The 19816-nt window shown below is 67.0% G+C and carries 21 protein-coding genes and 1 pseudogene; 10 read left to right on the top strand and 12 right to left on the bottom strand.

Annotated elements, in window-relative coordinates:
- Nucleotides 1-51: 51 nt before the first annotated feature.
- The 6 genes from ASF34_RS05435 to tpiA all read right to left on the bottom strand — a co-directional run bounded on the left by ASF34_RS05435 (nt 52) and on the right by tpiA (nt 5474).
- A complete protein-coding gene (locus ASF34_RS05435; protein WP_056159416.1) occupies nt 52-1221 on the bottom strand; it encodes a glutathionylspermidine synthase family protein in 1170 nt (389 codons plus the stop codon).
- On the bottom strand, nt 1221-1817 hold the full coding sequence (locus ASF34_RS05440) for a DUF1190 domain-containing protein (RefSeq protein WP_056159419.1): 597 nt from the start codon (nt 1815-1817) through the stop codon (nt 1221-1223). Before ASF34_RS05440 ends, ASF34_RS05435 begins: the two co-directional genes overlap by 1 nt.
- Before the next feature lie 168 nt (nt 1818-1985).
- Entirely contained in the window at nt 1986-2384 is a 399-nt protein-coding gene (locus tag ASF34_RS05445; RefSeq protein WP_018044738.1) for a DUF350 domain-containing protein, read from the bottom strand.
- 16 nt (nt 2385-2400) lie between these two features.
- The gene (locus ASF34_RS05450) at nt 2401-4029 is read right to left on the bottom strand and encodes a CTP synthase (RefSeq protein WP_018044739.1); all 1629 of its coding nucleotides are present in this window, start codon (nt 4027-4029) and stop codon (nt 2401-2403) included.
- A gap of 159 nt (nt 4030-4188) precedes the next feature.
- Nucleotides 4189-4557 (bottom strand): preprotein translocase subunit SecG, encoded by a 369-nt coding sequence (gene secG, locus ASF34_RS05455; protein WP_018044740.1) that lies wholly within the window; start codon nt 4555-4557, stop codon nt 4189-4191.
- 155 nt (nt 4558-4712) lie between these two features.
- Nucleotides 4713-5474, bottom strand: coding sequence for a triose-phosphate isomerase (gene tpiA / locus ASF34_RS05460; protein WP_056146506.1), 762 nt, complete (start codon nt 5472-5474; stop codon nt 4713-4715).
- A 194-nt stretch (nt 5475-5668) separates the two neighbouring features.
- Between tpiA and ASF34_RS05465 the strand changes: the two genes are divergently transcribed.
- From ASF34_RS05465 to ASF34_RS05500, 8 genes are all read left to right on the top strand, one after another.
- Nucleotides 5669-7570, top strand: a complete 1902-nt coding sequence (locus tag ASF34_RS05465) for a peptidylprolyl isomerase (protein ID WP_056159422.1) — start codon at nt 5669-5671, stop codon at nt 7568-7570.
- 7 nt (nt 7571-7577) lie between these two features.
- The gene (gene trpE, locus ASF34_RS05470) at nt 7578-9098 is read left to right on the top strand and encodes an anthranilate synthase component I (RefSeq protein WP_056159424.1); all 1521 of its coding nucleotides are present in this window, start codon (nt 7578-7580) and stop codon (nt 9096-9098) included.
- A 99-nt stretch (nt 9099-9197) separates the two neighbouring features.
- Nucleotides 9198-10118 (top strand): alpha/beta hydrolase, encoded by a 921-nt coding sequence (locus ASF34_RS05475; RefSeq protein ID WP_056159426.1) that lies wholly within the window; start codon nt 9198-9200, stop codon nt 10116-10118.
- A gap of 76 nt (nt 10119-10194) precedes the next feature.
- On the top strand, nt 10195-10809 hold the full coding sequence (locus ASF34_RS05480; RefSeq protein ID WP_018044745.1) for an anthranilate synthase component II: 615 nt from the start codon (nt 10195-10197) through the stop codon (nt 10807-10809).
- A 36-nt stretch (nt 10810-10845) separates the two neighbouring features.
- A complete protein-coding gene (gene trpD / locus ASF34_RS05485) occupies nt 10846-11859 on the top strand; it encodes an anthranilate phosphoribosyltransferase (protein ID WP_018044746.1) in 1014 nt (337 codons plus the stop codon).
- An 11-nt stretch (nt 11860-11870) separates the two neighbouring features.
- Nucleotides 11871-12728: an indole-3-glycerol phosphate synthase TrpC gene (gene trpC, locus ASF34_RS05490; RefSeq protein ID WP_056159428.1), complete on the top strand. Its 858-nt coding sequence runs from the start codon at nt 11871-11873 to the stop codon at nt 12726-12728.
- Nucleotides 12725-13210, top strand: a complete 486-nt coding sequence (gene moaC / locus ASF34_RS05495) for a cyclic pyranopterin monophosphate synthase MoaC (protein WP_056159431.1) — start codon at nt 12725-12727, stop codon at nt 13208-13210. Before trpC ends, moaC begins: the two co-directional genes overlap by 4 nt.
- Nucleotides 13207-14436 (top strand): molybdopterin molybdotransferase MoeA, encoded by a 1230-nt coding sequence (locus ASF34_RS05500; protein ID WP_056159433.1) that lies wholly within the window; start codon nt 13207-13209, stop codon nt 14434-14436. The genes moaC and ASF34_RS05500 overlap by 4 nt, the downstream gene beginning before the upstream one ends.
- 24 nt (nt 14437-14460) lie before the next feature.
- Here ASF34_RS05500 and ASF34_RS05505 read toward each other — a convergent pair whose 3' ends face one another.
- From ASF34_RS05505 to ASF34_RS05515, 3 genes are read right to left on the bottom strand one after another with little or no spacing between them, the layout of a single operon-like run.
- Complete coding sequence (locus ASF34_RS05505; RefSeq protein WP_056159434.1) at nt 14461-15156, bottom strand: alpha/beta hydrolase; 696 nt, start codon at nt 15154-15156, stop codon at nt 14461-14463.
- 34 nt (nt 15157-15190) lie between these two features.
- Nucleotides 15191-15559, bottom strand: a complete 369-nt coding sequence (locus ASF34_RS05510) for a hypothetical protein (protein ID WP_056159437.1) — start codon at nt 15557-15559, stop codon at nt 15191-15193.
- Between the two features lie 23 nt (nt 15560-15582).
- Nucleotides 15583-16026 (bottom strand): OsmC family protein, encoded by a 444-nt coding sequence (locus ASF34_RS05515; protein WP_056159441.1) that lies wholly within the window; start codon nt 16024-16026, stop codon nt 15583-15585.
- Nucleotides 16027-16443: 417 nt separating this feature from the next.
- On the opposite strand from ASF34_RS05515, the gene ASF34_RS05520 reads away from it, so the two are divergent.
- Complete coding sequence (locus ASF34_RS05520) at nt 16444-16887, top strand: PAS domain-containing protein (protein WP_056159505.1); 444 nt, start codon at nt 16444-16446, stop codon at nt 16885-16887.
- Nucleotides 16888-17012: 125 nt separating this feature from the next.
- Complete coding sequence (gene frc / locus ASF34_RS05525) at nt 17013-18263, top strand: formyl-CoA transferase (RefSeq protein ID WP_018044754.1); 1251 nt, start codon at nt 17013-17015, stop codon at nt 18261-18263.
- A 162-nt stretch (nt 18264-18425) separates the two neighbouring features.
- Here the strand turns inward: frc and ASF34_RS05530 are convergent, their stop codons facing one another.
- From ASF34_RS05530 to ASF34_RS05540, 3 genes and pseudogenes are all read right to left on the bottom strand, one after another.
- On the bottom strand, nt 18426-18926 hold the full coding sequence (locus ASF34_RS05530) for a DUF2867 domain-containing protein (RefSeq protein ID WP_056159444.1): 501 nt from the start codon (nt 18924-18926) through the stop codon (nt 18426-18428).
- A gap of 148 nt (nt 18927-19074) precedes the next feature.
- Nucleotides 19075-19362, bottom strand: a complete 288-nt coding sequence (locus tag ASF34_RS05535) for a hypothetical protein (RefSeq protein ID WP_056159447.1) — start codon at nt 19360-19362, stop codon at nt 19075-19077.
- 106 nt (nt 19363-19468) lie between these two features.
- Nucleotides 19469-19816, bottom strand: a pseudogene (locus ASF34_RS05540) (oxalate/formate MFS antiporter); the annotation flags it as partial.

Here is a 19816-nt window from a genome sequence, read left to right on the forward strand (position 1 = left end):
CGGTCAGGATAGGCCAATGCCGCCGTTTTGAAAGCGGCGGGATGCCGCTCTTCAGGCCGGCCCGATGAAATGGGGGACGAACAGGGCGGCATTGCCGGTGATCGGCCCTGCGCTCTCTCGGATGCAGAGGCCCGCGGCTTCGTCCCCCACCATCCACGAGCCGATCACGGGGCGGCGGCCATCGAAATCCGGCAGCTCGGCCAGCGCCTGTCGGATATGCCGGCCGCCGCCATACGGGCCGTGATCCTGCGCCAGGACGGCACCGTCGCGTACCATGAGGATGTTGGCACCTTCCCGCGAGACCAGCGGTTTCTTGACGAAGGACGTTCCGAGCGAAGCCTTTCGCGGGTCGTCCTCGAAGAAAGCCGGCAGCAGGTTCGGGTGACCGGGTTCGCGGGCATGGAGATGCGCCAGCAAGCCCTTGTTCGACACGACGGCCTTCCAGGGTGGCTCGAGAAAGAGGGTCGTCGTGGCATCGAGCCCCTCGCCGAAGGTATCCGTGAACGCCCATTCCCAGGGGTAGAGCTTGAACAACCTCGGGATCGGCGCATGGACCCGGTCGACGAAGCGTCCGTCCTCGTCCCGTCCGATGTCGGAAATGCCGAGGAAGCGTGTCGCGAGCCCCGCTTGGCGCGCGCAATCTTCGAGATAGGCCACCGTGCCCCTGTCCTCGGGCGCATCGGCATAGGCGGTGAAGGCCATTGAGCCTTCACCGCGAAGCGCGCGGAACCGGGCGACCAGCTTCTCGTGGAGGGAATTGAACTGGTCGGCCGTCTCGGGCAGCGAGCCGGTTCGCAGCCCTTCCTCCAGCCAGAGCCATTGAAACACGCCGGACTCGTAGAGGGCGGTGGGCGTATCGGCATTGTATTCGAGGAGCTTTGCCGGCCCGGCGGATGCCCCGCCATAGGAGAAATCCAGGCGGCCGTAGAGGGAGGGGTCTCCCCGCTTCCAGCTCGTGCGGATCGCGTCCCAGGCGTGGCGAGGAATGTCGAGCGAGGTCAGGATCCGCTCGTCCTCCACCGCATCGGCGACGAAGGCGAGGCACAGGGCGTGGATCTCGGTGCTCGGCGCTTCGAGATCGTCTTCGATCTCGGCCAGTGTGAAAGCGTAGGCGTGGCTCTCGGACCAATACGCTGCGCCATCGAGGGTGTGGAAGGTGAAACCATGCCGGCGCGCGGTCTCCCGCCAATCCGGTCGCTCGCCGATGGGCACGCGCCGCATCAGCCGCCGCTTCCATGGCTAGACCAGCCGTGCGACGAGAACGAACGGCCCGTGCTTCCAAAGCCACCGTACGCGACCCGGCGCACCGCCGAGGAGGCGACCCGTGCGCTGGAGGACGCACCGCCCGACGACGTGGTGATCCGTCCGCCCCAACCCGTGCAATAGCCGGTGCCCCCCGAGTGGCCGGCGCTTCCGCTATGGGACGCCTCCGACTTCGGAGCATGGTCGAAGATCGGCTGGGGCGTGAGTCCCTGATCCGCCCGCTTGCCGATGACGTAGCCGGCCATCCTCGGGACGAAGCGCCCGGTCGCACTCAGGACGATGCCGTCTCCTGGCAGGCAGTGGGACGCGCCGTGATGCGCCTCGCAATCGACCATCGTCGCGTAGAGCGGTGCGGCTCCGGGATAGCTCGCGCGGGCGGTCAGATACTCGTCGCGGCAATCCGCGTCCGTTCGAATGCGTCCGGCAATACAAGCTTCCGCATTCGCGTAGACGAGTACATCTTCCTCGTTCTGCGACGGATCGATACGCGCCAGCCCGAAGGCGGCTGCGCCCGCTCCCGCCAGCATGACGAGGGTGACCGTCTGCGAGCGCATGAGGCGCGGTGGCTTTACGGGTGTCGGTGATCTGGTTTCGGATGGCATCCCAATGTGGGCCGCCTTCCGACGACCTGCTCCCTCACGGCACGATGCCGCACTGACCCGAATGTAGGATCGAGCTTGACCGTTTGAAACCGGGAATGGAAAAATTCGCCGATCGCCCGCTCAGTAGGTCATGGACGCCGCATTGACGATGCCGCCTGCGAGGGACGACGCGGCGAGCAGGATGGACGCGGCGATCTCACCAGCTTCGATGCGACGTGACAGGTCCGGTAAAATCAGCCGCACGACAAAGTAGACAAGGATCTGCACGATGAGGGCGACGAGGCCCCAGACGATGCAGTCGAGGATCGATTGCGCGTTGTAGATCGCCACCGAGAGCGGCAGCGTATAGCCGATGAGGCTTCCTCCCAGCGCGATGGCGGCCGAGGCGTTGTTGGCGCGGATCAGCGCGATCTCGCGATGGGACGTCGCCGACAGGTAGACCGCGAGATAGACCGCCACGAGGCCGAAGGCCGCCGCCACATAGGCGATGAAGGCGGGCAGACCCGAGATCGAGACCATGGCGCCCGCCCCTCCCTCAGACCAGCCGGCTCTGCACGATGGCGGCCGAGATGAAGCTCTTGAACAGCGGATGTGGCTCGAACGGACGCGACTTCAGCTCCGGGTGGAACTGGACGCCGATGAACCAGGGGTGGCCTGCATGTTCCACCGTCTCGGGAAGCAGACCGTCCGGTGACAGCCCCGAGAACCGCAGGCCCTTGGCTTCCAGCCGCTCGCGATAGGCCATGTTGACCTCGTAGCGGTGCCGGTGACGCTCGGAAATCTCGGTGCCGCCGTAGATCTCGGCGATCTTCGTATCCGCGCCGAGGGTCGCCTTGTAGGCGCCGAGCCGCATGGTGCCGCCGAGATCGCCCTGGGCGGCGCGCCGCTCCAGTTCGTTGCCCTTGAGCCATTCGGTCAACAGGCCGACCACCGGTTCTTCGGTTTCCCCGAACTCAGTGGAATTGGCATCCTCCACGCCGGCCAGCGAGCGGGCCGCCTCGATCACGGCCATCTGCATGCCGAAGCAGATGCCGAAATACGGGATCTTGCGCTCGCGGGCGAAGCGGGCCGCGCGGATCTTGCCCTCGGCACCGCGCTGGCCGAATCCGCCCGGCACGAGGATGCCGTTGATTCCCTCGAGGAACGGCGCCGGATCCTCGCCCTCGAACACCTCGGCCTCGATCCACTCGAGGTTCACCTTCACCCGGTTGGCGATACCGCCATGGGTGAGGGCCTCCGACAGGGATTTGTAGGCGTCCTTGAGGCCCGTATACTTGCCCACGATGGCGATGGAGACCTCGCCTTCCGGATTGCGCACACGCTCGGAAATCGTCGTCCAGCGCACGAGATCGGGCTCGCCCTTGGGCTCGATGCCGAAATGCGCCAGGACTTCCCGGTCCAGCCCGGCTTCGCGGTAGGAGAGCGGCACGTCGTAGATCGAGGCGACGTCGCGCGCTTCGATGACGGCGGTCTCGCGCACGTTGCAGAACAGGCCGAGCTTGCGGCGCTCCTCCACCGGAATCGGTCGGTCGCAGCGGCAGAGCAGGATGTCGGGCTGGATGCCGATGGAGCGCAGTTCCTTGACGGAATGCTGCGTCGGCTTGGTCTTCAACTCGCCGGCCGAGGGGATGTAGGGCAATAGCGTCAGGTGGACGAAGGCGACGGTGCCGCGCGGCAGTTCCTGGCCGAGCTGGCGGATCGCCTCGAAGAACGGCAGGCCCTCGATGTCGCCCACCGTGCCGCCGATCTCCACGAGGACGAAATCGAACGCCTCGTTGCCCTCGAGCACGAACGCCTTGATGGCGTTCGTGACGTGCGGGATCACCTGGATCGTCGCGCCGAGATAGTCGCCGCGCCGCTCCTTGGTGATGATGTCGAGATAGATCCGGCCGGTGGTGATGTTGTCGGCCTTGGTGGCGGCGAGGCCCGTGAAGCGCTCGTAATGGCCGAGGTCGAGGTCCGTCTCCGCACCGTCGTCGGTGACGAACACTTCGCCGTGCTGGGTCGGGCTCATCGTGCCCGGATCGACGTTCAGGTAGGGGTCGAGCTTGCGCAGACGGACCGTATGGCCGCGCGCCTGCAGGAGGGCCGCGAGGGCCGCGGAAGCGAGGCCCTTGCCGAGCGAGGAGACCACGCCGCCGGTGATGAATACGTACCGCGTCATGGGCTTCGGCTCATAAACAAGGGTGGGTGATTCGCCAAACTTCAAACGACCCCGCCGCCAATGGCGGCAGGGCGAAATCGACGCGAACTGTGGAAAAGCCCGTCCGGCGACGGTTCGAAGCGAGGTAGGAGCGGTCCGCCCCGCCTCGCCGGTCTGTGATCAGCGCGACTGGGGCGCCTCGGGTGTGGCGGGTTGGGCTGCGCCCTGCCCCGGACGAAGGGTCTCGAGCAGGTTGCCGTTGGGCGCCACCGGCTGCGTCGTTGCGGCTCCGTCGAGGATGGACTTCGGCGCGGCGCTGCGATGGGAAATGACCGCCAGCGTCATGCTGGTGGTGAAGAACAGGGCCGCCAGGATCGCCGTGGCCCGCGTTAGCGCGTTGGCCTGTCCGCGTCCGGTCATGAAGCCCGAAACACCGCCGCCGCTGCTGCCACTGCCGAGCCCGAGTCCACCCTCAGAGCGCTGCAGCAGGACCACGGCGATGAGGGCGAGAACCACGATGAGGTGAATGGAGATCAGGACGGCATTCATGTCGTTTCAGTCCGATGTTCCTGGTCCGTGAACCACGTAAGGCCGCATACGGCGCCCGATGAGGCCCGTCGAGGAACGTCTGCGAAGGGCAGGCTCCTACACGAGATGGTGTCCCGCGCCAAATCCTGCATGGAGTTTAGAAGAGGAGAATCGCCTCAGGCATAAGCGGCGGCTATCCCCAGGAAGTCGGAGGCGACGAGACTCGCACCGCCCACCAACGCGCCGTCCACATTCTCCACCGCCATCAACTCGCGGGCGTTGCCGGGCTTCACCGAGCCTCCGTAGAGGATGCGCACCTTTGCCGCTTCCGCCCCGATGAGCTGGCCGAGCATTTCGCGAAGCGAGGCATGGACCTCGGCGATGTCGGCGGGTGTCGGGGTCAGGCCGGTGCCGATCGCCCAGACCGGCTCGTAGGCGATGACCGTATCGGAGGCCTTGGCACCTTTCGGCACACCGATGGCGAGCTGCGCCCGGACGATATCGAGGGTGCGGCCCTCTTCGCGCTCTTCCTGCGTCTCGCCGACGCAGATGATGCCGCAGAGGCCGGCCCGACGGGCGCCCAGAGCCTTGGCATGAACGCCGTCATCGGTCTCGTGGTGATAGGCGCGGCGCTCCGAATGCCCGACGATGACGTAGGTCGCCCCGAGATCGGCCAGCATCTCGGCGGAAATGCTGCCGGTGAAGGCGCCGCTGGCCTTGGCATGCAGGTTCTGGCCACCGATAGCGATGGCAGATCCGTAGACAGCCGCCACACAGGAGGAAATCAGCGTCGAGGGGGGGCAGACAAGGACGTCGATCCGGGATGTGAGTTCGGGCGAGAGCCCGTCGCGGATGGCCTCGACCACCGGAACCGAACTGCGCAGGCCGTTCATCTTCCAGTTGCCGGCGATCAGCGGCCGCCGTCCCGACTTCGACATCGTATCCCTCGCGTTCAGATCATCCTGGTCCGGCTTCACCGGATCGTGAGCGGGGCCGTAACAGAGCCGACTTGCCGGCGCAAACATGCGCTCGCGGATCGCCCCGGCCTTTGCGGAGGCGAGCGGATGGTCTATCGCGGGCGGCTTGGAGCCGTGCCCCGGCGCGCCATCACGACGGATTTTCGAACCTTCCGATGCTGCAGAACATGCGTAGTGCGAGCCAGCATTGGCTCGGCAAGATCATTCTTACGGTGGTCTTCACCTTCCTCATCGCCGGCGTCGCGATCTTCGGCGTGGAAGATTTCTTCCGCTCGAACTCCGCCACGACCGTGGCCACGGTGGGCAAGACGCAGATCACCTCGGAGGCGGTACGGTCGGCCTACCAGCTGCAGCTGCAGCGCTACCAGAGCCAGCTCCAGCGCAGCCTGACACCCGATCAGGCCAGAGGCCTCGGTCTCGATCGGCAGGTCCTCTCTCAGCTGATCAGCGAGGCCTCCCTCGACCAGCAGGCCAAGGATCTCGGGCTCGTGATCCCCGATTCGGCGGTGCTGCGCGCGATTCAGGAAGAGCCGACCTTCAAGGGTGCCAACGGCTCCTTCGACCAGACCCTCTTCTTCCAGACGCTGCAGCGCGCCGGGATCAACGAGGCGATGTTCGTGCGTGACCAGCGCGCCGCCGCCGGACGGCTCCAGATCGCCGAGGCCGTGGCCGCGGACATCCACGTCCCCGCCGCCCTGCGCGAGGCCGTGCATCGCTACACCACCGAGCGCCGCGCGGCGTCTTTCCTGATGCTGCCCCCGTCCGTGGCGGGTGACATTCCCGCACCGACCGACGAGGAGGTGAAGACCTTCTACGACGAGAACAAGAGCGCATTCCGCGCACCGGACTACCGGGCCGTGACCCTCCTCGCTCTCGATCCACAGGCGATGGCCAAGCCCGACGCGGTCACTGAGGAGGACGTGCAGAAGCGCTACGATCTCGCCAAGGCACAATACGGCACGCCGGAGCGGCGCACGATCCAGCAGATCGTGTTCCCCGACGAGGCCTCCGCCGAGGCGGCGCGCAAGGAGATCGAATCCGGCGAGAAGCCGTTCGAGGCCGTCGCGGTCGCGCGCGGCGTCGATGCGAAGGAACTATCCCTCGGCAACCTGACGAAGGCCGACCTGTTCGACCCGGCCGTCGCCGATGCCGCGTTCTCGCTTGCTCAGAACACCGTGAGCGCCCCGGTCAAGGGTCGCTTCGGCACCGTGCTTCTCCGCGTCACCGCCATCGAACCCGAGACACGCAAGCCCCTCGCCGACGTGGCGCCGGAGATCCGCAAGACGATCGCTCTCGAGCGCGCGAGGACCGCCGTCGAGAAGGACCACGACGCGATCGAGGACGAGCGCGCCAACAGCAAGCCGCTGGCCGAGATCGCCAAGGAGCGGGGCCTCACCCTCGTCACGGTGCCGGCGGTGAGCGCCCAGGGGCTCGACCCGTCGGGCAAGATCGTCGATTCCATCCCGGATCGCGACACGACGCTTCCGATCGTGTTCCGCTCCGAGATCGGGAGCGACACCGAGGCGCTTCGCCTGAAGTCGGGCGGCTACGTCTGGGTCGACGTCACCGGCATCGACCACGCCCACGACAAGCCCCTCGACCAGGTGCGCGACCAGGCCGTTGCGCAATGGCGCGCCGCAGAGGTGGCCAAGCGCCTGTCGGAGAAGGCCCGCAGCCTCACCGAGCGCTTGGACAAGGGCGAGGCCATCGACACGCTGGCGACGGACGTCGGCGTGCAGGTGCAGACCTCCACGGACATCGCCCGTAGCCAGGCGAAGGACGGCCTCTCGGCCGACGTGGTCAACCGCCTCTTCGCCGTCCCGGTGGACAAGGCCGTCTCGGTGGAATCCGGCGAGTCGCGCGTGGTCGCCAAGGTCACTGCGGCGACGATGCCCGCCTTCGTGTCCGACAGCCCCTCCGACGCGGCGATCTCGAAGCGGTTCCAGGCGACCCTCATCGACGATATCCTCGGCGAGTACATCGCCGACGTTCAGAAGAGCGTGGGGATCACCGTCAACCAGACGGCGTTCCGGCGCGCGATCGGCGGCGAGTACTGAACCGATCATGTTTCAGGAGCCGGATTACGCCGCCTTCGCGGAGGCCTACGAGGCAGGGCGGCCGACCCTCCTCAACCTGACCCTGGTGGCCGATCTGGAGACTCCGGTCGCGGCTTTCCTCAAGCTGCGCGCGGTTCATGCCGGGCCGGCCTTCCTGCTCGAATCCGTCGAAGGCGGTGCGGTGCGCGGCCGCTATTCGATGATCGGCCTCGACCCCGACCTCGCCTGGCGCTGCCGCGACGGCCGGCCGGAGACCGCGCGGGGCAACGACCTGTCGGTGTTCGAGCCCGACGACGCCTCGCCGCTGGCAAGCCTCCGGTCCCTCATCGCCGAGAGCGCCATCGGAGCCGATGACGGCACCGAGCTTCCCCCCATGGCGGCGGGACTCTTCGGCTATCTCGGCTACGACATGGTCCGGGCCATGGAACGGCTCGGGGAGTTGAACCCGGATCCCCTCGGCGTTCCCGACGCGATCCTCGTCCGGCCGCGCGTCATGGTGGTGTTCGATGCCGTGCGCGACATCATCACCGTGGTCGGCCCGGTGCGCCCGAGCGCAGGGGTTTCGGCGCGCGCGGCCTATGAGGTCGCCCTCGCCCGTCTGGAGCGCGTGGCCGATGTCCTGGAAGGTCCGCTTCCGATGGAATCGCGGATCGACCCCCGCTCCATCGCCCATCCCGAGCCGGTCTCGAACACGACGCCCGATGCTTATCTGGACATGGTCGCACGGGCGAAAGAGTACATCGTCGCCGGTGATGTCTTCCAGGTCGTGCTGTCCCAGCGCTTCGAGGCGCCGTTCACGCTTCCGGCCTTCGCCCTCTACCGTTCCCTGCGGCGGACCAACCCGGCTCCCTTCCTGTGCTACCTCGACTTCGAGGATTTCCAGGTCGTGTGCTCCTCGCCCGAGATCCTGGTTCGGGTGCGCGAGGGCCGAGTCACGATCCGCCCCATCGCCGGCACCCGCCGGCGCGGCGCCACGCCGGCCGAGGACAAGACCCTGGCCGAGGAACTGCTGGCCGATCCGAAGGAGCGCTCCGAACACCTGATGTTGCTCGATCTCGGCCGCAACGATGTCGGCCGGGTCTCGCGCATCGGCAGCGTGACCGTGACGGGGTCGTTCTTCCTCGAATATTACAGCCAGGTCATGCACATCGTCTCGAATGTCGAGGGCGATCTCGATCCGAGCCACGACGCACTCGATGCCCTCTCGGCCGGGTTTCCCGCGGGCACCGTCTCCGGTGCGCCCAAGGTCCGGGCGATGGAGATCATCGATGAGCTCGAACGCGAGAAGCGCGGCCCCTATGGCGGCTGCATCGGCTATTTCGGCGCGCGCGGTGAGATGGATACCTGCATCGTGCTGCGCACCGCTATCGTGAAAGACGGGCGGATGCATGTTCAGGCTGGCGCCGGCATCGTCTACGATTCCGATCCGGCCTCCGAGCAACAGGAATGCGTGAACAAGGCCAAAGCCTTGTTCCGCGCGGCCGAGGATGCGGTGATGTTCGCCAGCCGGGCGCGTCGGGGGCAATAGTCCTTCCGCGCAACGAGGCAGTCCTTCCGCTTAGCCCGCGATTGCCGATAGACATAGAATCGGTCGTATATCGACGGGTTGCGATGGCGGAGGAACGTGATGGCTGGGACCGAGATCGATGCCGTCAGGGATCTTCTCGCCGCCAGTCCACGGTCTTCCAATCTCGCCGAGCGCCGTGAGCGGCTCGATGGATTCGGCGCGCATTATCCTGTCCCAGACTATGTGAGGGTCTTGCCCGTCGATGCCGGCGGGGTGGCGGCCGAATGGACCGTGAGCCCAGGGGCGGACCCGACCCGCGTCGTCCTGTTCCTGCATGGCGGCGGATACGTGTCCGGCTCGCTCAACAGTCACCGGCACATGATGGCCGAGACGGGCCGCGCTGCCGGATCACGGACGTTGGCGCTGGATTACCGGCTCGCGCCGGAACATCCGTTTCCCGCGGCCCTCGATGACGCCCTGGCGGGCTACCGCTTCCTCTTGGATTCGGGCGTCAGCCCAGGAAACATCGTCCTGTCCGGGGAGAGCGCTGGCGGCGGGCTTGCCCTCGCGACGGCCCTCTCGCTGCGTGATGCCGGCCTGCCGCTTCCGCGCTGTCTTTGGCTCACGTCGCCCTGGGTCGATCTGGAGATGACCGGTGCCAGCATGGACACCAAGGCGGCGATCGATCCCCTGATCCAGCGGGAATACCTGACGGAACTCGCGGAGGCCTATTGCGCAGGAAAGAATGCTGCGACCCCGCTGATCTCGCCGCTTCACGCCGACCTCGGCGGCCTGCCGCCGATGCTGATCCAGGTCGGCAGCGCGGAGACCCTGCTGGACGATTCCCTTCGCCTCGCCGGGGTGGCCGCCTCGGCGGACGTCGCCGTGACGCTCCAAGTCTGGCCGCACATGATCCATGCCTGGCACATGTTCTATCCGCAACTCGCCGAGGGGCGGCGATCGCTTGCGAGCGCCGGTGCCTTTATCCGCGCGCATCTGGGGGACGGCACCGCCGTCCGGCATCCGACGATGGGGACCTGAGAGCGGGCGCGGCGCGAGAACGCTTGACCCTCTCGGCTCACCTCGTCACACGAGGGGGATCATGAGAAGCGCGATCATGGCCAACGTCCTCGTCATCGACAATTACGATTCCTTCACTTGGAATCTCGTCCATCTCATCGGGCCGCTTTGCGGATCGATCGATGTCGTGCGCAACGACCGGATCACCATCGACGAGATCCGCGAGCGCGCCCCCGATGCGCTGGTGCTGTCTCCGGGGCCGTGCACGCCCAATGAGGCCGGCATCTGCCTCGACGTGGTGCGCGACCTCTCCGGCGAGGTGCCGATCTTCGGAGTCTGCCTCGGCCTCCAGGCGATCGGGCAGGCCTTCGGCGGCGACGTCGTGCGGGCGCCAAAGCCCATGCACGGCAAGGTCTCGAGCATCACCCACAGGGCGACGGGGGTCTTTCGCGGGCTGAACGGCCCCTTCGATGCCACGCGCTACCATTCCCTCGTAGTGGAGCGAGGCGGGTGCCCGCAGGACCTCATCGTCACGGCGGAAGCGGACGGGCTCATCATGGCGCTCGAACACGCCACACTGCCGGTCCACGGCGTGCAGTTCCACCCGGAGAGCGTCCTCTCACATCACGGCTCGCAGATTATGCGCAACTTCCTCGACATCGCCGCCGCTTGGAACGCGGGGCGTGACAAGCGAGGGTCCGGCGTGCATTGACGCGTCAGTCAGTACTGACTTACGCGTCGAACAGCCATGGACACCTTCAAGCCGCTCCTCGCGAAAGTCGCGGCCGGGTCGAGTCTCGACCGGGCGGAGGCGCGCGCCGCCTTCGACGACCTGCTCTCGGGCGAGGTGACGCCGGTCCAGGCCAGCGCCTTCCTCATCGCCCTGAAGGTCCGCGGCGAAGCCGAGGATGAGATCGTCGGCGCGGTGGAGGCCATGCGGGCGCGGATGGTGCGCGTGGCCCCGGTGCCCGGCGCCATCGATATCGTCGGCACCGGTGGCGATCATTCGGGCAGCTACAACGTCTCGACTCTCGCCGCGATCCTCACGGCGGCCTGCGGCGTGCCCGTGGCCAAGCACGGCAACCGCGCGGCCACCTCGCGCTCGGGTGCGGCCGATGTCCTCGTTTCCCTCGGGGTCAGGATCGGCCTCGACCCGGACGGGCTGGCCCGCTGCCTCGCCCAGGCCGGCCTCTGCTTCATGTTCGCCCAGACCCATCACGGCGCAATGCGCCACGTGGCGCCGGTGCGCTCCGAACTGCCGACGCGGACGATCTTTAACCTATTGGGGCCGCTCTCCAATCCGGCCGGTGTCGAGCGCCAACTCCTCGGCGTTTCCACTGAGGCCTGGGCCGAACCCCTAACGCGTGTGCTGGGCGAACTGGGCAGCACGCGGGTCTGGACGGTGCACGGGTCGGACGGGCTCGACGAGATCACCGTCACCGGCCCGACGCCGGTGGTCACCCTGGAGGACGGGCGGATCGGCCGTTTCACCATCGATCCGCGCGACGTCGGCCTGCCGCTCTGGACCCTCGAGGATCTGCGCGGGGGCGATCCCGACCATAACGCGCATGCGCTGAACGCCGTCCTCGCGGGCGAGCGCAACGCCTATCGCGACATCGCCGTTCTCAATGCGGGGGCCGGCCTCGTCGTCGCCGGTTCCGCTCAGAATCTGGCGGAAGGCGTGGCGCGTGCGGCATCCGCCATCGACGATGGCGCGGCCAGGGCGACCCTCGCGCGCCTCGTCGCGGTCTCCAACACATGAAAGAGGCCCCGATGAGCGAGGCGAAACCCGTGGCGGACGTGGTTGCGGCACCGGCCACCACCGACCGGCGAGACGTGCTCTCGCGGATCGAGTCCTACAAGCGCCGAGAGATCGCCGAAGCCAAGCTGCGCGTACCCCTCGCCAAGCTCGAGAAGCGCATCGAGAAGGCTGCGCCCGTCCGCCCCTTCGCCGATGCCATCGCCGCCCATATCGCGGAAGGGCGTCCCGCCCTCATCGCCGAGGTGAAGAAGGCCTCTCCGTCCAAGGGCCTGATCCGCGAGGATTTCGACCCCGCCACCCTCGCCGCCGCCTACGAGGCGGGTGGCGCCACCTGCCTGTCGGTGCTCACCGACACGCCCTCCTTCCAGGGCAAGCCGGAATACCTCACCGAGGCACGGGACGCCTGTTCGCTGCCGGTGCTGCGCAAGGACTTCCTGTTCGAGCCGTACCAGGTGTTCGAGGCGCGCGCCTGGGGCGCCGATTGCGTTCTGGCCATCATGGCGTGCCTCGACGACGACGAGGCGCTGGCCATCGTCGAAACCGCGCACGATCTCGGCATGGATGTGCTGGTCGAGGTCCATGACGAGGAGGAACTCACCCGCGCCATTCCGCTGGGCACCCGGCTTCTCGGCATCAACAACCGCGACCTGAAGACCTTCGAGGTCTCGTTCGATACGGCGATCCGCGTGGCCAGAGGCGTGCCGTCCGACCGTATCGCCGTCGCCGAGAGCGGCATCACCGGCCATGCCGACGTGATCCGCCTGGAGAAGGGCGGTCTCCGCACCATCCTTGTCGGCGAGAGCCTGATGCGGGAGGCGGACGTGACCAAGGCGACGAAGCGCCTCCTGTTCGGTAAGGCCGGCAAATGAGCACCCTCACGCATCTCGATGCGGCGGGCGCCGCCAATATGGTCGATGTCTCCGGCAAGGCCGCCACCACCCGCACGGCCCGCGCCCAGGGCGTCGTGGTGATGCTACCCGAGACCCTGCGCCTGATCCGCGAAGGCGATGCCAAGAAGGGCGACGTGATCGGCACGGCGCGGCTCGCCGGCATCATGGCGTCGAAGCGTACGCATGAGCTCATCCCGCTCTGCCACCCTCTGCTGATCTCCAAGGTCCGGGTGGAATGCGAGCCCGACGATTCCCTGCCCGGCCTGCGCGTCACCGCTGAGGTCAAGGTGATCGGCCCGACAGGGGTCGAGATGGAGGCCCTCACGGCCGTCTCGGTCGCCTGCCTGACGATCTACGACATGGTGAAGGCCGCCGATCGCGGCATGCGGATCGAAGGCATTCACCTGCTCGCCAAGGATGGCGGAAAGTCCGGCTCGTACCGGGCCGAGGACGCCTCGTGAGCACGCTCATTCCGGTGGAGGAGGCGCTCTCGCGCATCCTCGCGAGTGCCGCCGAGCCGGTGGCGGCCGAGACGGTCACGGTGGCCGAGGCTTTTGGCCGGACGCTGGCCGAGAATGTGGCCGCCCTGCGCACGCAGCCTCCCTTCCCGGCTTCCGCGATGGATGGCTATGCCGTGCGCGCCGAGGATGTCGCCACGGTTCCGGCGACGCTGAGGCTCATCGGCATGAGCGCGGCGGGCCATGGCTTTTCCGGCACGATCGGCCCCGGCGAGACGGTGCGGATCCTCACGGGGGCTCCGGTGCCGGCGGGGGCCGACACCATCCTCATCCAAGAGAATGCCGACGTTTCCGACGACGTGGTCACGGCGATGGAGACGGTGGCCGCCAAGCGCCACATCCGCGTTCCGGGCCTCGATTTCCGGGCCGGCGATCCCCTCCTGCGCGCGGGTGAGAGCCTGGATGCCCGCCGCCTCGCCCTCGCGGCGGCCGGCGGCCACGCGACCCTGTCGGTTCGCCGCAGGCCGCGGGTGGCGATCCTCGCCACCGGCGACGAACTCGTGGCACCGGGCGAACCGGCCCGCTGGGACCAGATCGTGGCCTCGAATGGGTTGGCGGTGGCGAGCCTCGCCCGCGAGGCGGGTGCCGAACCGATCGATCTCGGCATTGCCGGCGACAGCCTCGCATCCCTCGAAGCGGCCCTCGGACGGGCGCGGGACGCGAAAGCCGATCTCCTCGTGACTCTCGGCGGCGCCTCCGTGGGCGATCACGACCTCGTCCAGGCGGCCCTGCATCGCGAGGGCCTCGAACTCGGGTTCTGGCGCGTCGCCCTGCGCCCCGGCAAGCCGCTGATGCATGGGCGCCTCGGGCCGATGATGGTCATCGGATTGCCGGGCAATCCAGTCTCCGCCGTGGTCTGCGGCCTACTCTTCGTCGTGCCGGCGATCCGCGCCCTTCTCGGCGACCCCAAGGCCGGGGCCGACCGCAGCGAGCCGGCGATCCTCGGCGCCGACATGCCGGCCAACGATATCCGTCAGGATTACATGCGCGCGAGGGTGGAGGCCAATGCGGGTGGCTTTCCCACGGTCCATGCCGAGACGCGCCAGGATTCCTCGATGCTCTCGGTGCTTGGCCAGTCCGAGGCGCTCCTCGTGCGCCCGCCCGGCGCTCCGGCGGCAAAGCGCGGCGACCCGTGCCGGATCATCCGTCTGGACCGGACGCTGCTCTGATCGACACCTGCCAGTGTCCGCCTGCTACGGACCGCCATCCTGGGGCAGGAACACAAAATCCATGGCCTGTGCCACGATGGCCGGCTGGTAGGCATGCGGGCCGTCATACTCCACCGACGTCACGTCGTAGCCGGCCTCCCTCAGTCGGGCGGTATGCACCCTCGCGCTGCGATCGATGGGGATCTGCTCGTCCCGTGTCCCATGCGAGAGGAAGATGCGCGGCGACCCGGATTGCAGGTGCACCGACAGGAACCCCGCCGACGACACGATGAGATGGGTCACCACATGGCCATTGGCGAGGCCGGCGGAGAGGGCGTAACTGCCCCCGTCCGAATGGCCGGCGAAGACGATGTGCAACGGATCGAGCATGAAGCGAGACGCCACATCGGTCAAAGCGAGGTCGAGCCGTTCGCGGTCCGGCCCATGACCGCCGATGACGAGATCCCAGGTCGGGAACAGGGATTGCGGGGCGAGAAGCAGGAAGCCGCGCACCGCCGCGTGCTCTTCCACCATGGGCAGGGTTTTCTCGGCGCTCCCGCCTCCGCCATGGAAGAGCACGACCAGCGGCGTCGGACGGCGCGGATCGATCCCCGGCGGCACGATCAGCATGGCATCGCGCTCGTCGAAGAGGCCGAGCCGATGCCGACCGGGGGGAAGCGGTTCCACGCTCGGAAAGCGATGCGCGAAGGTGAGCCGCCCGGCGAGTTGCGGATCGATCATGGGGTGAATCTCCCGGCGGCCGGTTTCCAGAGCACTATTCCGCCTTGGCCTCGGCCACCGGCTTGATCTTCAGCTGGTCGATGATCCACAGCCAGCCACCATCGTCTTGCAGCCGCGCCGTCTCGACCGAGATCGTGCCGTTCGGCAGGCGCGCGAAGGTCATCGCGATCGCTCCGTTGCGGATGCTGGGCAGCGCTGCCGCGGCCGGGAATTCGGAGCGACGGGCAAGAAGGTCCGTATAGAAAGCGCGGATTTCCCGCTGCCCCGTCGCCACGACCTTGCCGGCGGCGAGCACGGCATCCTGTTCGTAGAGGGCGACCAATCCCTCCACGTCGCCGGCATTGGCCCGCTCATTGAAGAGACGGGCAAGGTCTTCGGGTGATTGCGCGCGCGCGTGTGCCATGGCTTTTCCTTCCTGGTGAGCGGTTATTTCAACAGCGTTCCGTCCGAGTCGCGCACCGCAATGGTGACGGGAATCCCCGCTTTGACGCTCTCGGACACGGTGCAGAAGCGCTCGAACTGTTCGAGAACCTGACCGAGGCGGGGCATCGAACCTGCAGGAGCGGCAAGCGAGATTCCGACTTCGATCCCGCTGATCCTCAGGCGGCCCTCTGCGTTGCGCTCCACCCGAAAGCTGGATCGTGCGGCGAGCCCCGGGGCATCCTGTTTGAACTTGCCCAGAGCGAAGACCAGGCTGGCGCAGAGGCAGTTGGTGACGCCCGCGACCAGGATCTGCTCGGGAAAAGGCCCCTCCCCGCCGCCATAGGGCGGAGCCTCGTCGACGGCGAGGTTCGGGAAGGCCTCCCCGAAATCGATCTCGAACCGATACCCCTCGATCTGCCTGATGGTGATGCTGCCGTCACTGCCCATCCGGGACGTCTCCTCGAGGCTCGTTTGGCCAGCGCATGCGAGGCATGGCGGGAAGGCAACGCCCCGAGAGCGAGGACAAGTTCCATGTCATCCGCCGCTCCTGCATCCGTGTTGACAGCCAACGATCATTGGCATACCAAATACCAACAGTAGACGCACAGAAAAAGCAAGTGCGCGGAACATCTCTCGGACGGGGTTTGACCTTTCCGCGACATGGAGGAAGCGATTACAATGATGCATTGCAGCATTCGCACCCGCAACATGTCTTTGGCTAAATCCGGTCTTGCGACGTCTTCGGTCTTCGCGCCGCGTCGCCGCGGCGAAACGTTCCATCGCGCCTGACGGCCAGGCCGGCCGGCGAAGTCGATGAACACCGTTTCGATCGAAGACGCGAAGCAAGCCAAGTCGGACCAAGCTATGTCGGACCAAGCTAATCCCGCCGGTATCGATTGTTCGCAACTGGTGGAGGCCGCCGGAGATGCCATCGTCGTCTCCGATCCCGAGGGAGCCATCGTGGTCTGGAACGCGGCGGCGGAGCGGATCTTCGGGTTCTCGTCCTCCGAGGCGCTCGGCCAATCCCTCGACCTGATCACCCCCGAACGCCAGCGCCAGCGTCACTGGGATGGTTACGCCAAGACGATGCGGACCGGCATCACCCGCTACGGCACCGAGGTGCTGCGGGTGCCGGCGCTTCACAAGGACGGCCGATCGCTCTCGATCGCCTTCACGGTCGGTCTTCTTCACGGTCCCGACGGCACGGTGACCGGTATCCTCGCCATCATCCGCGATGAGACCCGGCGCTGGAACGACGAACGCCAGATGCGCAAGCGTCTGAGCGAGCTCGAAAGCGCCGCCGCTTGAGTGGAGGCGCGCAGATCTCAAGATTTCGCCGGACTACAGGCCAACATGAGTTCCGGATCAGAACCGGACATTCGAAATATCCGATCCATTATCGTTGCAAGACGATCGAAAGGGAGAACGTCCAGATGAGCAAGCCGCTTGAAGGCACCAAGATCATCGATTTCACGCACGTCCAGGCTGGCCCCGCCTGCACGCAGCTCCTCGCCTGGTTCGGCGCCGACGTGATCAAGGTCGAGCGTCCCGGTTCCGGCGACGTGACGCGCAACCAGCTTCGCCACGTGGAGGATGCCGACGCGCTCTACTTCACCATGCTCAACTCCAACAAGCGTTCGCTGACGCTGGACACCAAGACCCCCGAGGGCAAGGAAGTCCTCGAGAACCTCATCAAGCAATCCGACGTCATGGTCGAAAACTTCGGACCCGGCGCCCTCGACCGGATGGGCTTCTCCTGGGCGCGCATCCAGGAACTCAACCCGGGCATGATCCTCGCCTCGGTGAAGGGCTTCTCGGACGGCCACCATTACGAGGACCTGAAGGTCTACGAGAACGTGGCTCAGTGCGCCGGCGGTGCGGCGTCCACCACCGGCTTCTGGGACGGCCCCCCGACCGTGAGCGCCGCGGCACTCGGTGATTCCAACACCGGCATGCATCTCGCCATCGGCATCCTCACTGCGCTTCACCAGAAGAATAAGACCGGCAAGGGCCAGAAGGTCGCCGTGTCGATGCAGGATTCGGTGCTGAACCTCTGCCGCGTGAAGCTGCGCGACCAGCAGCGCCTCGACGCCCTCGGCTATCTCGAAGAGTACCCCCAGTACCCACATGGCGAGTTCACCGACGTGGTGCCGCGCGGCGGCAATGCGGGCGGCGGCGGCCAGCCGGGCTGGGTGCTGAAGTGCAAGGGCTGGGAGACCGACCCCAACGCCTACATCTACTTCACCATCCAGGGCCATGCCTGGGCCCCGATCTGCAAGGCGATCGGCAAGGAAGAGTGGATCGACGATCCGGCCTACAATACGGCGCGCGCCCGCCAGGACAAGATCATGGACATCTTCGGCACGATCGAGGAATGGCTCGCCGACAAGACCAAGTTCGAGGCCGTCGACATCCTGCGCAAGTTCGACATCCCGTGCTCGCCGGTGCTGTCGATGAAGGAACTCTCGGTCGATCCCTCGCTCCGCGCCAGCGGCACCATCGTCGAGGTCCAGCACCCGAAGCTCGGCACCTACCTGACCGTCGGCAGCCCGATCAAGTTCTCGGACATGCCGGTGGAGATCAAGTCCTCGCCGCTTCTCGGCGAGCATACCGACGAGGTCCTGCTCGACCTCGGCTACACCCAGCAGCAGATCGAGCGGCTGCATCAGGCGAACGCTGTCTGAGGCGGATACGCGGCGGCCCGTCCCAGGACGGGCCGCAAAATCGAGGAAAACGGCGCACCGCAAGGCGCGCCGTTTTCGTTTGGGAGGGGACCGGGCCGGCCCATCCTCATGGCCGCCCGTAAGGGCGCTCGGCGATCGACTGGCCTCGTCCCTGTGAAGGATCTACGGGCCGGAACGCGAGGCTTCCTGCCACGACGACGTCCTCAAGCGCCGCAGGTCGGCGGCGAGGATCAGGCGATGGATCGGCGCGACCGGCACCATGTAGGCTCGACCGAAGGCATTGTGGACGACGACCGACGACGTGATCGTGAGGCGATGACCGGACGTCGCGAGACAGATTATGACGTCCAGGTGCCGGTCCCGCTCGGTGAGGACCAGCATATCCGGCGCGCTGTGTTCCACGAGGAAGAAATCCAGCGTGTCACCCTCGCGGACAGGCAGCCGTCGTGCTCCTGAAAAGCCGCCGATGGCCTTCACGCCGAAGCGCGCCGCGATCGCATTCCTCACGCGAAAGGCGAACGCCATGAGCGGTCGCGGTTCTGAGGAGATGACGTTCCAGGCGTGGAGCGGTGTCACCGCCGACGAGAGGACGACCGATCGCGTGTCGTAAAAATCGAGCTGATCGCGTGGCCGCAGAATGCGAACCGGCGGGTCGGCAGCCAAGCTCTCTCTCCCAGCTCATCGGTGGGACAGCCTTAGCATGACCGGCGTTGGGAGTCGGCTCGTTCGATGGGCGGAACGAGGGCGACCTCCGTCATTCCGGGTCCGGCAGCCGTGCGGTCTATCCCCCAAGGTAGGCGGTGCGGCTCCGCTACCCTGCGATGGCAAGTGAATCTGGGAGGCCGTGAGGCGTGGCATCCAGGGCGGCTGCGTCTTCCTCCTCAGCCGCGAGCGCCGCGTAGGGGAGCCAGCCGGCGAAGGGTTTAAGAGTGTCCGGTCCGACCGGACGGTACCAACGCCAGACTTGCCGGGCCGCGCTCGGGGCGTACCAGCGGCCGGGGCGGCCCTCGGCCAGGATCGGGCCGAGTGTCAGATGGTTGAGCCAGATCCGCTCGACGATCTGCGGAGCCGTGTGCATCGGGTGCCAGGTCGGCGGCATCGGACATCTCCTGCGGAGGCGATCACGGGGGGCTGAAACGGGTGCGGGGGCCAGGACTTGGCGTCCGGCCCCCGCACTCTGTCATGGTCGGTGGCTCAGCCTGGGATCAGGCGGCGACCACGCGGGGGGCGGGCTTCGCCTCGTCGGAGACGGCAAGTGCCTGGGCCACCACGCGCTTGCGCCAGGGCTTGAGCACGCCGATGGCCAGCAGCGAGGCCAGGATGTTGGCGCCTGCGGCGACGAGGAAGACGCCGTCCCAGCTGTTTGTGGCCTGCTGGAGGTAGTTGGCGACCGGGACCAGGAGCGCGGCGGTGCCCTTGGCGGTGTAGAGCAGGCCGGCATTGGTGGCGGCGAATTTGGTGCCGAAGGTGTCGGTGCAGGTGGAGGGGAAGAGGGAGTAGATCTCGCCCCAGGCGAAGAACACGAACCCTGAGAGCAGGACGAACCACAGGGG

The sequence above is a fragment of the Methylobacterium sp. Leaf106 genome (assembly GCF_001422895.1).
GTDB classification, from domain to species: Bacteria; Pseudomonadota; Alphaproteobacteria; order Rhizobiales; family Beijerinckiaceae; genus Methylobacterium; species Methylobacterium bullatum.